The organism is Phenylobacterium sp. (assembly GCF_004297125.1).
Lineage (GTDB): Bacteria > Pseudomonadota > Alphaproteobacteria > Caulobacterales > Caulobacteraceae > Phenylobacterium.
The window spans coordinates 1-13703 of sequence record NZ_SCVD01000024.1 but is presented as its reverse complement, the minus strand read 5'-3'; the positions used below and the strand labels follow the sequence as shown (position 1 = coordinate 13703).

The 13703-nt window shown below is 67.6% G+C and carries 12 protein-coding genes; 1 reads left to right on the top strand and 11 read right to left on the bottom strand.

The features are described 5' to 3' along the window. Positions 1-88 precede the first annotated feature (88 nt). The 10 genes from EPO51_RS16290 to EPO51_RS16245 all read right to left on the bottom strand — a co-directional run bounded on the left by EPO51_RS16290 (position 89) and on the right by EPO51_RS16245 (position 10225). Complete coding sequence (locus tag EPO51_RS16290; RefSeq protein ID WP_293352432.1) at positions 89-1117, bottom strand: GNAT family N-acetyltransferase; 1029 nt, start codon at positions 1115-1117, stop codon at positions 89-91. A gap of 77 nt (positions 1118-1194) precedes the next feature. Then, positions 1195-1827, bottom strand: a complete 633-nt coding sequence (locus tag EPO51_RS16285) for a class I SAM-dependent methyltransferase (RefSeq protein ID WP_293352430.1) — start codon at positions 1825-1827, stop codon at positions 1195-1197. A gap of 266 nt (positions 1828-2093) precedes the next feature. Next, positions 2094-2522 (bottom strand): VOC family protein, encoded by a 429-nt coding sequence (locus EPO51_RS16280; RefSeq protein ID WP_293352428.1) that lies wholly within the window; start codon positions 2520-2522, stop codon positions 2094-2096. Then, complete coding sequence (locus tag EPO51_RS16275; protein ID WP_293352426.1) at positions 2519-3538, bottom strand: hypothetical protein; 1020 nt, start codon at positions 3536-3538, stop codon at positions 2519-2521. The genes EPO51_RS16280 and EPO51_RS16275 overlap by 4 nt, the downstream gene beginning before the upstream one ends. Positions 3539-3543: 5 nt before the next feature. Then, positions 3544-5103 carry an MBOAT family O-acyltransferase gene (locus EPO51_RS16270; protein ID WP_293352424.1) on the bottom strand — a complete coding sequence of 520 codons (1560 nt, stop codon included), beginning with the start codon at positions 5101-5103 and terminating at the stop codon, positions 3544-3546. Between the two features lie 62 nt (positions 5104-5165). Further along, on the bottom strand, positions 5166-6113 hold the full coding sequence (locus EPO51_RS16265; protein ID WP_293352423.1) for a class I SAM-dependent methyltransferase: 948 nt from the start codon (positions 6111-6113) through the stop codon (positions 5166-5168). After that, on the bottom strand, positions 6110-8035 hold the full coding sequence (locus EPO51_RS16260) for an HAD-IIIC family phosphatase (protein WP_293352422.1): 1926 nt from the start codon (positions 8033-8035) through the stop codon (positions 6110-6112). The genes EPO51_RS16265 and EPO51_RS16260 overlap by 4 nt, the downstream gene beginning before the upstream one ends. A gap of 33 nt (positions 8036-8068) precedes the next feature. Continuing rightward, complete coding sequence (locus EPO51_RS16255; RefSeq protein ID WP_293352420.1) at positions 8069-8311, bottom strand: acyl carrier protein; 243 nt, start codon at positions 8309-8311, stop codon at positions 8069-8071. 103 nt (positions 8312-8414) lie between these two features. After that, entirely contained in the window at positions 8415-9335 is a 921-nt protein-coding gene (locus EPO51_RS16250; protein ID WP_293352418.1) for a glycosyltransferase family 2 protein, read from the bottom strand. After that, on the bottom strand, positions 9332-10225 hold the full coding sequence (locus tag EPO51_RS16245; protein ID WP_293352416.1) for a glycosyltransferase family 2 protein: 894 nt from the start codon (positions 10223-10225) through the stop codon (positions 9332-9334). Before EPO51_RS16245 ends, EPO51_RS16250 begins: the two co-directional genes overlap by 4 nt. 316 nt (positions 10226-10541) lie before the next feature. Here EPO51_RS16245 and EPO51_RS16240 point away from each other — a divergent pair, with 316 nt between their 5' ends. Next, positions 10542-11912: an nSTAND1 domain-containing NTPase gene (locus EPO51_RS16240; protein WP_293352414.1), complete on the top strand. Its 1371-nt coding sequence runs from the start codon at positions 10542-10544 to the stop codon at positions 11910-11912. Between the two features lie 81 nt (positions 11913-11993). On the opposite strand, the gene EPO51_RS16235 is transcribed toward EPO51_RS16240, so the two are convergent. Then, the coding region (locus EPO51_RS16235; RefSeq protein WP_293352412.1) for a right-handed parallel beta-helix repeat-containing protein at positions 11994-13703 on the bottom strand (1710 nt) is incomplete at its 5' end.

Here is a 13703-nt window from a genome sequence, read left to right as displayed (position 1 = left end):
TACTTCAATGGCGATATAGGCACGTCGTCGCTAACCACGTTCTGCAACGGATGCCGCCACCGACAATGTTTGGCAATGAGACGCCTGGTCACCGGCTTCGCAATTTATCGGCCAGAATTTCCAGGGGCCGCCGGATCGGCGTCCGGCGCAGCCAGCGCACCAGCGCCTTGCGCGAGCCCTTCAGCTTGGCCGCCCAGGGGCTGGTCACGACGATCCCCTCGATCAGTGGCGTCGAAGCGTTGGAGACGCGCGCCTTGTAGAAGGCGTCCCCCTTGCCCAGGTCGATCGAGGTCATCCCCCTCTCGACGGCGGCGTCGCCGATCGCCAGCAGCAACAGCGTGCCGGGGGAATACACCGAAAGGCTCGTGTCGTAGGTCGGGAACCAATAGTGCAGCGTCCCGAAGCATCGCATCCCGAAATGGGCTGCGATCGTGCGTCCGCCGGCGCGCAGAACCGACAGGACGCCGGCGAATTCCGGATCGCTGCGGTCTCGGATCCCCTCTAGCACCTGTCGCACCCACGGCGTCTGCATGATGTCCTTCAGCCCCGTGCGGGCGTACTGTTCGGACTTCCACTGCAGGCACTGACGAAAGGCCTCGGGATCGCGGCAATCGAACTCCAGTTCGACCGGACCGACCTCCCGGGCAAGTTTGCGGCGGCGATTGTCCGCATCTCCCCGCAGCTTGCCGGAGCCGGCGATAGCCCAGCCACCGAGGTCGATCTGGGGGGATTCCGCCGTCTTGCGAACCCAGGCGGTCAGGGCCGTCTGCGAGGCGGGCGCATGGTCGAACTCCCATCCGGCCAGGCCCGCGCGCCGGACGAGTTCACGGATGTCGTACACCCCCGGCTCCCGGGCGATGATGCCGTGATAGTCCGACAAGCCGCTGCCGATCGGCCGCCCGACGCCCATGCCCAGCCGCTCGTTGTGAAAGGGGAAGAACGCCTCGCCGTCGTTGACGACAGCGACCGATGCATCGTCCCGCGCCGCGCCGACGATCTGCGTGAATTCCGGCCGAAAGTATGGGCTGCGAAGATCTGGATTGGACTGCTGGAGTTCACGCCAACGCTCGACGAGTCTCTCCGGTATCTGCGATGCCGGAATGACCGAGATTTGCATCGTTTACTGAGCCCCCCGTTTGCTCCAGCTCGAACCGAAGCAAACGGCATGCCGCGTGCACTGCTTGCGGCCGTTCGTCAATCGTGTCGCCAAGTCACGACGCTCATACGCCCGAGATCATACGGGACTCGGAACTCGTCGATGACCCGTAGGGCAGGGAACTCGGCGAAGACCGGCGCCTGGACCGGACCGGCGTAGACGATGCGAAGCGCCGACCGGCCGGAGACCCGCCCCAGCACCCGGCGCATGGTGTCGGCGCCGAAGGGGTTGAACATGAAGATCAGCGTCGCGTCGGAATAGTCCTGGGCAGCCGCATCGCCAACGATCACCGATGTCTCGGCGCGGCGGGCGGCGAGGGTTCGAACATTTTCCGCGGCCAGCTCGGCCAGCTCCGGGTCGTACTCCACACCCACGGCCTTGCGGATCGGCTTGCGGGCGAAGTGGCAGAGGACGCGGCCCTTGCCGCAACCGAGATCGTAGAAGACGTCGGCCCCTCCGAGTGGGATCCGGGCGTCGATGATCTCCAGCGCCGCATAGTGCACCGGTTCATAAGGGCTTCGTTCGAGGTCGGGCGCCGCATTGAATGTCGCGACCTCCGTGTCGATCCCGAAGCGCCGGTCCCCTTCCCGCTCGCGATGATGAAGCAATGTGCGCTTGAGCGCCCACAGCGGCTGCTTCAGTGCCTGCACGATTTCCATGCCGCCCCCCATCGCGATGGCGTTCCGGGGGGTCCCGTCCCGCCGCGGGCGGGGTAGATGGATCTACCGCGCCAAGCGCCGTCGCCGGGTCAACGCAGTCCTCTGAGCAGCCGTGAGGGGACCCTGAGGGTGTATCGACTCGGGCGCTGACGTGCCGCCCCGGCGATCCTTCATCCCGCGCGGCACGGCCGCAGGGCGAAAGGTGATCCAGGCCATAACGACGATGCCGCCGATCCAGCACAGAGCCAGGAAGGGCAACGCCAGCTGCTCAACTAAGGCTAACATCTGGGCGGGCCTTCGGTTCCCTTGGCCAGGAGTTGCACGAACTCGATCGTGATACCGCGAGTGTAGACCGGGCTCAGGAAGTTGCAGAGGAAATCGCCGGCGCCCTTCACGTGCTCGGCTTCGAGCAGCTTCATGCCCTCCGCCTCCAGGCCGCGCTGCAAGGCGTCCAGATCCGGAACCTCCAGGGCGATATGGTGCAGGCCGCCGGCGCCCTTGTTGAACTTGGCGAGCGGGCCGCCGTCCGGCACCACGAACTCGATCGGCGACCCCGTCGCGGCCTTGGTGAAGATGCAGAGCGCCGAGAACTGTGGAACGAAGCCGCGATAGTCCTCTTCCAGTCCCATCAGCGTCATCAGCGCCAGCGCTTCCTCTTCGGTCGCCTGCACGATGCCGACGTGATGCAGCGGAGGATTGCGGGTCATTTCGGGGCCTCGCGAGGCGGCAGCTCGGCCGCGATGTATGGGGTGAGCCAGTCCGTCAGGACGTCCGCGCCCTGGCGGGTCATATGCCCGGAGTCGGCGTAGAGGTCCGCGCGGGACGCGAGGAAGCCGGCGTTCCAGACGGGGCCGTAGCGACGGTAGAATGGCTCTTCCTGGATGGTCGTCGGGCCGGACCAGTAGGGCTGGGACAGGAACGCCACCCTGACGCCGTGGCGGCGGGCGGCCGCCACGATGCGCCGGATATTCGCGCGCTCGTCGCCGAATTCCACATCGGCCAGCTCGGGCGGCAGGATCGGCGGCGTGACGCCCTCGCGGAATTCGCGGGCGCCCTCCTCCAGCTCGGCCATGAAGGCCTGCCGCGAGGTGCTTTCAAGCCGGCCATCCTTTGTCCGGAACACGTCGGACACGCCCCGGTCGGGCGTATACTGGGCGGGATCGAAGGTGGGGGAGAGGTCCGACGCCCACGGCGCGACGTCGGCGGCGAACAGGATCATCTGGCGGAACGGGAGATAGGCGAGATCCGAGAAATACTTCGCGTTCCCCAAGTGCCCCGGATCCACGACAAGGCTTCGCGGAGCGACGTACTTGAACGCCGGGTGCCCGAACCGCGCGGGCTTCTCGATCACCCCGATGACGATCAGCTTGGGCTGCTTGGTCTTCAGCAGCTCCTCGACGATCACATAGTTCAGGTTCCGGCCGCCCTCGGGCAAGGCGAAGTTGACCACATTGACAGGCCGGCCCTGCGCGCGGAGCGACGCCTCGAGCCGGATGGGATCGACACCGCGCGCGATCCGCGACGGGCCCACGAAGACCACGTCCACGGGCCGCGGATCGAAGTGGATCCGCTCGTAGATCCAGCGCGCGTTCCTGTGGATGGTGCCGTCCAGCAGCTGCCAGCGCTGGTACGGGTTCTCGGGCAGCAGGCAGGCGACGACGGCCGCCGCCAGGGCGACGCCCAGGATGGCCAGGAAGCTGCGGAGGGGGTGAAGCCGGGCCATGACCGTCAGAAGTTGAAGTAGAGGAAGACGGCCTTCCCCCTTTGGATGAACATGATGCCCAGGAACAGCGCCACCCCGGCGAACGCCAGGCCAGCGGCGTCCGGCTTCCAGGTCCAGCGGATCGGGGGAATGCCCACCGCCTTCCAATCCTTCCAGTTATAGGCGGGATCGTAGGGCGCCATGATCTGCTGCGTGTTGGGCGCCAGGAACACCAGGAAGGCGGCGACGGCGAGGCTGGCCCACAGGCCCCAGTCGTGGGCGGCTAGCACCTCGAGACCCGCCCCGTTCAGCGCCGTCATCCCCTGCCAGACTGAAACTGCGTCGCCGACGGTGGCGGCGCGGAACATGACGTTGCCATAGATCACCGCGACCAGCGTGAGCACGTGGAAGGCGACGACCCGCGCCGGCCCCGGCTCGGCCAGGGTGCGGCCCAGCTTGCGCAGCGCCTTCTTGCGGCGCTTGCGCCACTCGTCCCAGGCCTCGTTGGTGCAGATATAGATGGCGTGCATCAGGCCGAAGAGCACGAAGGTCCATCCCGCGCCATGCCAGATGCCGACCGCCACGAAGGTGACGAACGCCGGCACGCCGACCCCGGCCGCGAACGCCGGCCAGCCCTTCAGGCCCCGCTCGGCCGCCCAACGGTTCAGCGGGACCGACAGGGGCTGGAAGACATAGGCCACGATGAAGCGCTGCAGGGTCATGTGCCAGCGGCGCCAGTAGTCGGCGATGTTGGAGGCCCGAAGCGGCGAATGGAAGTTCAGCGGCAGCTTGACCCCGAGCATCCGGGCCAGGCCGATGGCCATGTCGGAGTAGCCGGAGAAGTCGAAGTAGAGCTGGAAGGTGAAGGTGATCGCCGCCAGCCAGCCGCCCACGAAGGTGAACCCGCCGCCCTGCCCGCCCTCTGCGAACATGGTGTTGGCATAGCCCGCCAGGGTGTCGGCGATCACGGTCTTCTTGAAGAGGCCGATGGCGAAGATCACCAGGCCGATCATCATGTTGCGCCAGTCGATGCGCGCGAACACGCGGCGCTGAAGCTGGGGCACCACTTCCTTGTAGTGGACGATCGGCCCGGCGATGAGCTGGGGGAAGAAGGCCGCGAAAAGCGCGAAGTCCAGGAACTTCATCTTCTTGGCTTCGCCGCGGGCGCTGTCGATCAGATAGGCGATCTTCTGGAAGGTGAAGAACGAGATCGCCAGCGGCAGCACGATCCGCGGCAGCGGACTGTCGGCGTCGAACAGGCCGAATACGTTGTCCGCCACGAAGTTCGCGTACTTGAACCAGCCCAGCAGGGCGAGATCCGCGATCAGGCCGAAGACCAGCCAGACCTTCACCCTGCCGTCTCGCTCGGCCTCCCGCGCACGCTGGATGCGATCACCGACCCAGTAGTTGAAGACGATCGAGCCCAGCAGCAGCGGCAGGTGGATCGGATTCCACACCGCGTAGAACGCCAGCGACGCCAGCGTGAGCAGGGCCTTGGCGACGTTCGTCCAGCGCCCTGTCGCGTAGAACAGGATCAGGACGACGGGCAGGAAGCCGAAGATGAAGAGGAAAGAGTTGAAGAGCACTCAACCGACTCCGGCGTCGGCCGTCGATCGGCGCTGTCCACCCATATCGCCTGGGTCCGTGCTCAAGCCGGCCTGCCGACCACACCGGCCGACACGCTGATCCGGTTGGCGAGGGCCGAGTCGATGGACCGCCCCTGGGTGGCGAACAGCGACAGGGTCTCGATCTTCAGGCCGGCGCCTTCGACCAGGGCCTTCACGTCGTCCGGCGTCTCGAACAGGTAGATGTGGTCGGGCGACGGGCTGTTCAGCGGCACGTTGATGAAGATGCGGCCATCGTCCTTGAGCGCGTCGCGCAGGAAGCTGAGGGCCCGGTCCGGGGTCTCGAGGTGCTCCAGCACCTCGGAGATCACGATCAGGTCGAACTTCGCCTTGGGGCGTTCCGCCGCCAGGATATCGGTCTCGACCAGGGCCACCGGCTTGGTGAGGCCCAGCTTGTCCAGGGCGGCGCGCGTCTCGCGAAGGGACACCGCGCTCACGTCCCAGGCCTGCAGCGTCTGGCACAGCGGCGACTGGGCGGCGAAATAGACCATCAGTCCGTGGCCTGGGCCGACCTCAAGATAGTCGAACGGCGCCTTCGCCCCGCCCAGCACGTCGTCCAGGAACATCGTGAAGGTGGCGACGTGGTTGTACCAGAGCACCTGGGTCAGCAGCAGGCCGTTGACGTAGCGGCCCATGTACGCGTGGTCCGAATAGACCTCGGCGTTGGCCTCGGCGAATGTCGACAGGCGATAGCGGCCTTCGCGGTGGAAGAAGAGCTCCTCGTCGCGCAGCCGGTCGCAGGTCCAGCGGTAGTCGGCGGCGACGGTCTCTTCCTGGCCGGCCATCAGCTTGGCCGAAGCGGCGGCCGCGGCCTCGGTGGCCTTCAGCATCGCCGGCGTCCGCGGCGCGAAGCTCTTGAGGAGGTAGGCGGCATGTTCCGGCCAGACCTTCAGCACGGTCTCGATGATCGCGGTGGTCGCCGGATAGGCCGATACCAGCTCACGCAACGCCTCGGCCTTGGACTCGCTCACGCCATATTCTCCGCAGGGACACCGACCCGATCGTCGACGTGAAGAGGCAAGTTCGGCGCCACGAAGGCCGCCAGGTCCAGTCTGTAGACGACCGCGCCGTCCGCCGCTTCCTCGATCCGCTCGAATCCCAGCTTGTCGTAGTGGCGCGCCACCATCTTGTTCTTCGCCGAGGGGATGTAGCGCCCGATCAAGGCGCCGGCGCCGGCTTCCTTGGCCGAGCGCGCCAGATGCGCCAGCACCGCCTCTTCCACCCGCCGTCCCAGGACGCGACAGCTCATCAGCCAGGTGTCGATCGCCCACGCATCCGCCGCCTTGTCGGCGATGATCACGCTGATGATCCCGTTGTCTCCGAAGGTGTCGGTCAGCCGCACCTGGATCGCATGCCGCGACGGATCCGCCTCGGCCGCGGCGACCTCCGCCTCGGAATAGCGACGGGTCGTCAGGTTGAACTGGTTCGACTTGTTGATTAGCTGGGCGACCCGCGGCCGCGTGACCGGGTCCACGGCGTTGATCGCGCAGACCATGTCCAGGGACGCGAGATAGCTGTCCATGTCGCCCGAGGCCTGTAGCGTCGCGGCGCGCTTGGCGTTGGCCTGATAGTAGCCGGCGCGGTCGCGATCCTCCTTGGAGAAGGCCACGGCCTCGAAATAGCCCGCCGCCGCCAGCATGCGCGGATAGAGCGCCGGATCGTCCGGCAGCTCCGGCACGGCCACCTGCGGGATCTCGCGGCGGACCTGGGCCCGCTCCGCCGGGTTGTCGTCGAGGAACACCAGGGCGTCGATGCCGATATTGAGCGCCTCGGCGATGGCCCGCAGGTTCGCCGCCTTGTCGGTCCAGTTCGCCTGGAAGACGGCGATGTGATCCTCGGTCAGCAGCATGTCCGGGTGCTCCCGGAACGGGCTGCGCGCAGCGTCCTCTTCATTCTTGGAACAGACGGCCAGCACGATGCCACGGTTGCGAAGCTCCAGCGCCAGCCGCTGGATGGCCACGAAGGCCTCCCCCGTGGCCGAGCCCTGGCCGAGCTGGATGCCCGTCAGGCCATCGTCGCCGATAACCCCGCCCCAGAGCGTGTTGTCCAGATCGAGCACCAGGCATTTGCGGGTTTTGCCCAGCACCGCCCCGATCGTGCGCGCCACCACGTCGGCGTAGGCCGGGATCATGTCCGGCGAGAAGCTGAGCTTGGAGGCGTGCCAGTGGCGCGGATCGTCCCAGCTCTCGTAGCCGATGACAGAGGCCAGCCGCGCAATATCGACCAGCACCACGGAGCCTTCGGCCGCCCACTCGGCGAGCCTGCGGTTCAGCGCCTCGACCATGGCGAAGGGCGAGCCCGCCTCGACACGGTCGTAGCTCCCGAACAGGGGCTCGAGCGGGGCGACGACCGTCTGGACCAGGACGGTGGACCGCACCGACCCGCCAAGGCCGTCGGCGATCATCCGGATGCGCTCGAAGGCGGCGTCGACGCGGGCCTTGGCCTCCTCGGCGTCCACCGCCGCGCGGTCCAGGCCCAGCAGGCGTGCGTCGCTGGCGACCAGCGCCATATCCAGGCCCGCCTGGCGCAGCTCGCTGTCCGGATCGGTGGCGTCCTGGACGGCCTGGCTGTAGTCGCTTTCGACGATCTGGGCCGCTGCGCCATGGCGCAGCGCCGAGCCGGCGATCGCAGGGCCGAGCAGGCTCAGGGTGCCGTCGCCCAGCACCCCCAGCTTCACCCGGTCCAGGCCGGCGACGGGGCCGCCGGCGGCGATGGCGGCCGACAGCTTCGCGAGTTTCGACAGTTGGCCTTCGTCCAGCGCCGCGGTGGCGAGGCTGATCACCCTCTGGGCGAAGTCGTCGGCCCGCGCGCCGGCCGCCTCGGCCTGCAACGCGCGGAGCTCATCTCGAAAGGCGGCCGTCGGCGTCGGAAGCCAAGGCAGATCGCGCAGCATTGCAAACCAACCCCAAGGCTAAGCGGGACGATACTAAGCGGTCTTCGTTGCAACCATGTTTACGAGGTCGCCGACGTTCTTGAGAGCTTCGATCTCGGAGTTCTTGAATTTGAACCCGAACTTGCGCTCGACCGCCACGATCAGGCGAACGTGGCTGAGGCTATCCCACTCCTCGACGTCTTCAGCCGAAGTTTCCAAAGAGACTTCGAGATCGTCTTCATCAAATACATCGCGCATGATCTCGGTGATTTCGCGCAGTATTTCATCTCGCGACAAGGACAAAGCCCCCCACATCAAGTCTTGCTGAATCGGATTATGAGTGGGGTGCCATAGCTCCCGCCCATGACCGGTGTCAAGGAAGCCAGGCGGCCCCGCACGTTCAACTCCATGCCGGCGCCCCGCGGCGGTTCATCAGCCCCGCGCCCCAGCCCTGTAGCGCATAGCCCAGCTGCCGCCACGCCCGGCCACGGCCGAACCTGAGAACCAGCAGCGCCAGGGCCGCGACCGCCGCTACCGGCAGCAGCGCCGGGTAGCGGTCGCGGGTCAGGATCAGGCGGTTGCGCTCGCCCAGGTACACCGACAACTTCGAGCGGGTCGTCAGATCGGCGCTATGGCCGGTGCTGGTCCCCTGCTCGTGCAGCACCGCTGCGTCCGGGGCGTAGCCCAGTCTCAGGCCGCGTTCCTTCGCGCGGAGGCACCATTCGACCTCCTCGCAGTACAGGAAGTAGCGCTCGTCCATCAGGCCGGCCACGTCGACGAACCGACGGCCGATGAGCATGGAGGCGCCATTGAGATAGTTCTGGGTCGCCTCGATCTGCACGGGGTCTGGCGCGACATCGGCGGGCGCGCCGTAGCCCATCGACACGGCGCGGGCCAACGGCTTGCGCCACAACCCGCCGTGCGACTGCACTCGCCCGCCCGGCAGGTTCACGGTGTTGCCCACCGCCTCACAGTCGCCCCGCTGCAGCCGCTCGACCATGCGGGCCAGGGCCTCGGGTGCGGGATAGGTGTCGGGGTTGAGAACCCACCAGGCCCCGGCCCCCCGGCTGTTGGCGATGCAGAGGTTCACGCCGCCCGCATATCCCAGATTGCCATCCGCCAACACCGCGCGGATCGGCTGGCCTCCCGGCAGGCTGTTCGGAATCCGCGACGAAAGCGCCTCGAACGCGGCCGGGCCGCCGTTCTCGCAGATCACGACCTCGAAGTCGCGCCAGGCGCTTTTCGCGAGCCCGTCCAGGCACCGCACGACGTCGCCGGGATTGCGGTACGAGACGATGCAGACGGCGACGTGCAGGCTCATCGCCGGCCTCCCGACGCCAGCAGGCCCAGCGCATCCCCCAGGCGCCAGAAGCGCAGTCGGTAGAGCACGCCCAGCGCGCCTAGCCGCTGCGGCCACGAGGTCAGGGCGGGGCTGGCCAGCACCTTGGGCGTGTGCGCCACGGCCGAAACCGGCAGCAGCAGGCTGCGCAGGAACCAGCGCAGCGATCCCATGGGCCGGTCCGCCGTCAGGGCGAAGGTCTCCGCGCTCAGCCGCCGCCACTTCGCGCGCAGCTCTTCCCAGGTCCGGCGCGCCGGATGACCGACGACGGCCAGGGGCTCGTAGACGATCCGGTAGCCGGCCGCGCCGGCCCGCTGGCACCACTCGAGGTCCTCGGACATGCCCACCCGGAAACCGCCCACCTTTTCGAAGACGGCCTTGCGGCAGAACAGGTTGGCCGTGACGCTGAAGCCCATCTCCCTGATGTAGCGCTCGTTGTCGAAGGCGAACACCGCCTCGAAGGCCTCCGCCGGACGAGGCCGGCCGGCCTCTTCGAGCAGGACGGTCATGCGTCCCCCCACCAGGTCGCCGCGCTCCAGCGCGGCCAGTCCGCGGCTCAGCCAGTCGGGTTCCGGCACGCAGTCGCAATCGGTGAAGGCCAGCAGCCCGCCGGAGGCGGCGGCCACGCCCCCGTTGCGCGCCGGGCCCGCGCCGCGTTCCTCGACCACGACCAGCTTCGCGCGCCCGGCGATCGCGGCGGCCACGGCCTCGCGGCCTTCGGGAGAGGCGTTGTCCGCGACCACGATCTCGAAAGGATGGGGATAGGTCTGACGACCCAGGGCCGACAGGCAGAGGCCGAGCGCGGGCAGATCGTGATAGTGGGGAACGATGACGCTGACGCGGGCCGAAATTTCTTCAGGCGCGGTTTGCATTCGATCCTCTGTTCCACGCTCGGCCCGATCCGCCGGACGATGCGCCGCGGGCGACCGATAGTCCAAACTTGTGATAGTTCGCATCTACGATGCCGCGAACCGCCGCTCCAGCCACCAAATGGCCATCCTGGGCTGGCTAGTCGGAAGCCGTTGAGAAGATGCTAAGCAAGATGGGCGATGGTGATCCGAGACCTTGGTCGCTTCGCGCGGGCCCGGCGCAGCCAGATTGTCCGCCCGTCGTTTGCGACGAAGTAAGCTTTAAGTGTCTTAAGCAGACATACTGCGGCGACTCGGTCGCGACCCGGAGAAATAGCCCGTGGGCCTAGGCGTTCCATCGATCTTCAAGCGCAAGAAGCGCAAGGACCAGGCGACCGAGGTGGCCGCGGCCGTCTCCCAGCTCGTGCCGTCCCCGCCCGCACGCGCGCCCGCAGACACCGGCCCGCGCCTGCCGCGTTTCAAGGCCACGGCCTCGGACCAGGTGGACCGCCGCCGTTCGGACCGGTTCCTGGCGCTCCGGATGCGGCTGCGTGGCGCGTTCACGCCTTCGCAGCCGATCGTCGAGGGCAAGATGTTCGCGGGCCGGCAGGACCTGCTGGCGAACATGATCAGCTCCATCGAGGACCGGCGCCTTCACCTGGTGCTCTACGGTGAGCGCGGCATCGGCAAGACGTCCCTGCTCCACGTGCTGGCCGAGGCGGCCCACAGCGCGCGCTACATCGTGGTCTATTCCTCCTGCGGTTCGGCCTCGAACTTCCAGGACACCTTCCACGCCGCCGCTGTCGAGATCCCGCTCCTGTTCCACAGCAGCTTCGGCCCCACGACCGAGGAGGCGGAAGCCGGCTCGTCAATGGCCGACCTTCTGCCGGAGAACTTCTCCCCGCGCCAGTTCGCCGACCTCTGCGCCAAGCTGACCGGCACGCGCGTCCTCATCTTCCTGGACGAGTTCGACCGCGCCGAATCCGCCGCCTTCCGGCGCGACGTCGCCGAGCTGATCAAGTTCCTCTCCGACCGCTCGGTGCGCATGCAGCTGGTGATCGGGGGCGTCGCCGCCGACCTGGCCGAGCTCGTCGACCATATCCCGTCGATCCGCCGCAACATCCTCGCCGTCCGCGTCCCGCAGATGACCGAGGAAGAGGTGCGCGAGATGATCTCGACCGGCGAACGGGCGAGCGGCCTCAAGTTCGATCCCGCGGCCAGCGACCTGGTCGTACGGATCTCGCGCGGCTGGCCCTATATCGCCGTGCTCGTGTGCCACAATGCGGGCCTCTGCGCCCTGGACGCCGAACGTGAGGTCGTCCTCGAAGAGGACGTGTCGGCGGCCCTCGACGCCTCCGCCATCGAACTGCGCGGCCGAATGAGCAAGGCCATGACCCAGCAGGTGGACCGCCTGCTCGGCGAGGACAGCGGCCGGGCGCTCATGGTCATCGCCGGCGCCGCGCTGTCGACCGGCGGCGAGTTCGGCGCGGTCGACATCGAAGCCGTGTCGCCGAAGTCGACCGAGGCCGCCGCCGCCAAGCGCATCGCCGAGCAGCTTGCCGGAGAGCGGATCCTGGTCGAACGGCGCGGCGACCCCAGCCTGGGCCGCTACGGCTTCATCGATGAGGGCCTGCCGCCCTACCTCTGGTTCCTGGGAACGCAGCAGGCGCTGCTCTCGACCCAGCTCAAGGCGCGCGTCAACGCTGGCTGACCGGTCTCGCCAGAAGCTGAATCAAAGAGGCCCCGCACGTCCGGCGTGCGGGGCCTTCTCTATGGGTCGATCCGGTCGATCCTAGACGCCGAACAGCCAACCCGCCTTCAGGGCCGACAGGTTGACGCCCTCCAGGACCATCTGAGCTCCGCCCTGGATCGAGATGACCGTGTCGGCGCCGACCTGGGCCACATCGTACACCGCCCCCTGCAGGAGCTGGACGCGGTCGCCGTCGGCGGCGTTGAAGTCCTTGACCACGTCCGTGCCGGCCTCGGCGAAGAAATGGAAGGTGTCGGCCCCGGCGCCGCCGTAGACGATGTCGCTGCCGCGGTCGCCGGACAGCCAGTCGTCGCCGTCGCCCCCGCTGATGGTGTCGTTGCCCTGGCCGCCGCGCACGATATCGACGCCCGCGCCGCCGCTCGCCGAGTCGTTGCCGATGTTGCCGTAGACGAGGTCGCCGCCGTTGTCGCCGGAGAGCCTGTCGTCGCCCTGGCCGCCGACCACCCAGTCGTCGCCGCCGCCGCCGGACAGATCGTCCTCGCCGACGTTGCCGTTGATGTCGTCGAAGTCCGCGCCGCCGACGATGGTGTCGGACCCGTCTTCGCCGCGCAGGTAGCCGCGGCCCTCGCCGCCCGAAATGCTGTCGTTGCCGGCGCCGCCGTAGAGTTCGTGGTTGGCTCCGGCGCCCGTGAGGGTGTCACCGCCGTCCGAGCCGCGCAGCAGGCTACCCTTGAGGTCCGTGCCGGAGGCGGCTTGAGGAGCTGTGGATCCCGCGACCTTCTGCAGGACGGACTGGGGCACCTCGGAAGTGTCGGTCACAGAGGCTTGGCTCGTGTGGGCGCCCGAGCCGCCGGAGGGGGCCGGCGTGGAGGCGACCGGCGTGGCCGAGGCCGGGTCGGCCGGCGGCGGTGACGGCGCAACGTACGCGGGCGGGGGCGCATGGCCGAGGATCGAGGTGTCGCCAACGGTGGTGGCCGCCAAGGTCGTGTTACCCGAGAGGGTTAGACCGGTGTTTCCCTCCTCCGTGGCGATCTGCGAGGATTGGTTGTTGGCGATGGTGGCGTTCGAGCTCCCCTCGACGCGGATCCAGGAGCCCATGTCGGCGTAAGCCTGGACGATGTTGCCCGTGATGCTGAGGTTCTGGCCCATGCCGATGGCGATGCCGTTGTACATCGACCCGACGATCTTGTTCCCCGAGATGGTGACGTCCACGTAGGGCAGGTCGGCTTCATTGCCCATGAAGATGCCCTGGACGATATCGCCCGATCCCCGCACCACGACATTGTCGCTGATCACGATGTCATGGACCGGAGCGGTCTGGTTCGCGGTGAAGAACTGGATCGCATCCGGGTGATCGCCCGGCGCCGTGTGGAAATCGGTGAGATGATTTCCGGTGATCGTGATGTTCGACGTGCCCGTCGTCTGGATCCCGTCGCTACGCAAGTCCTTGAAGCGGTTGCCCGACACGGTGACGTGGCTGCTGTCGATGTTGCGGACCGCCGTCCCCAGATCATGGAAGTCGGTGTCGTTGACGCTGACATTGGTGCTGTTGCGGAACAGCAGGCCGGCATTCTGGGCGCCGGCAGGACCATGCATGTCCAGTCCATCCAGATGGATGTTGCTGGATTCGTTGACGTTGAACGCGGTCTGGGTGCGCGCGTTGATGGTGATTTCCAGGTTGCTGAAGGTCAGCCCCGAGCAGTTCGACAGCTCGACACCCGCCACCGTCGCCGGATTGGCCGCGTCAGCCGAGGTGATCGTCACGCCCGAGCCAGAAAAGCTCACGCCCTG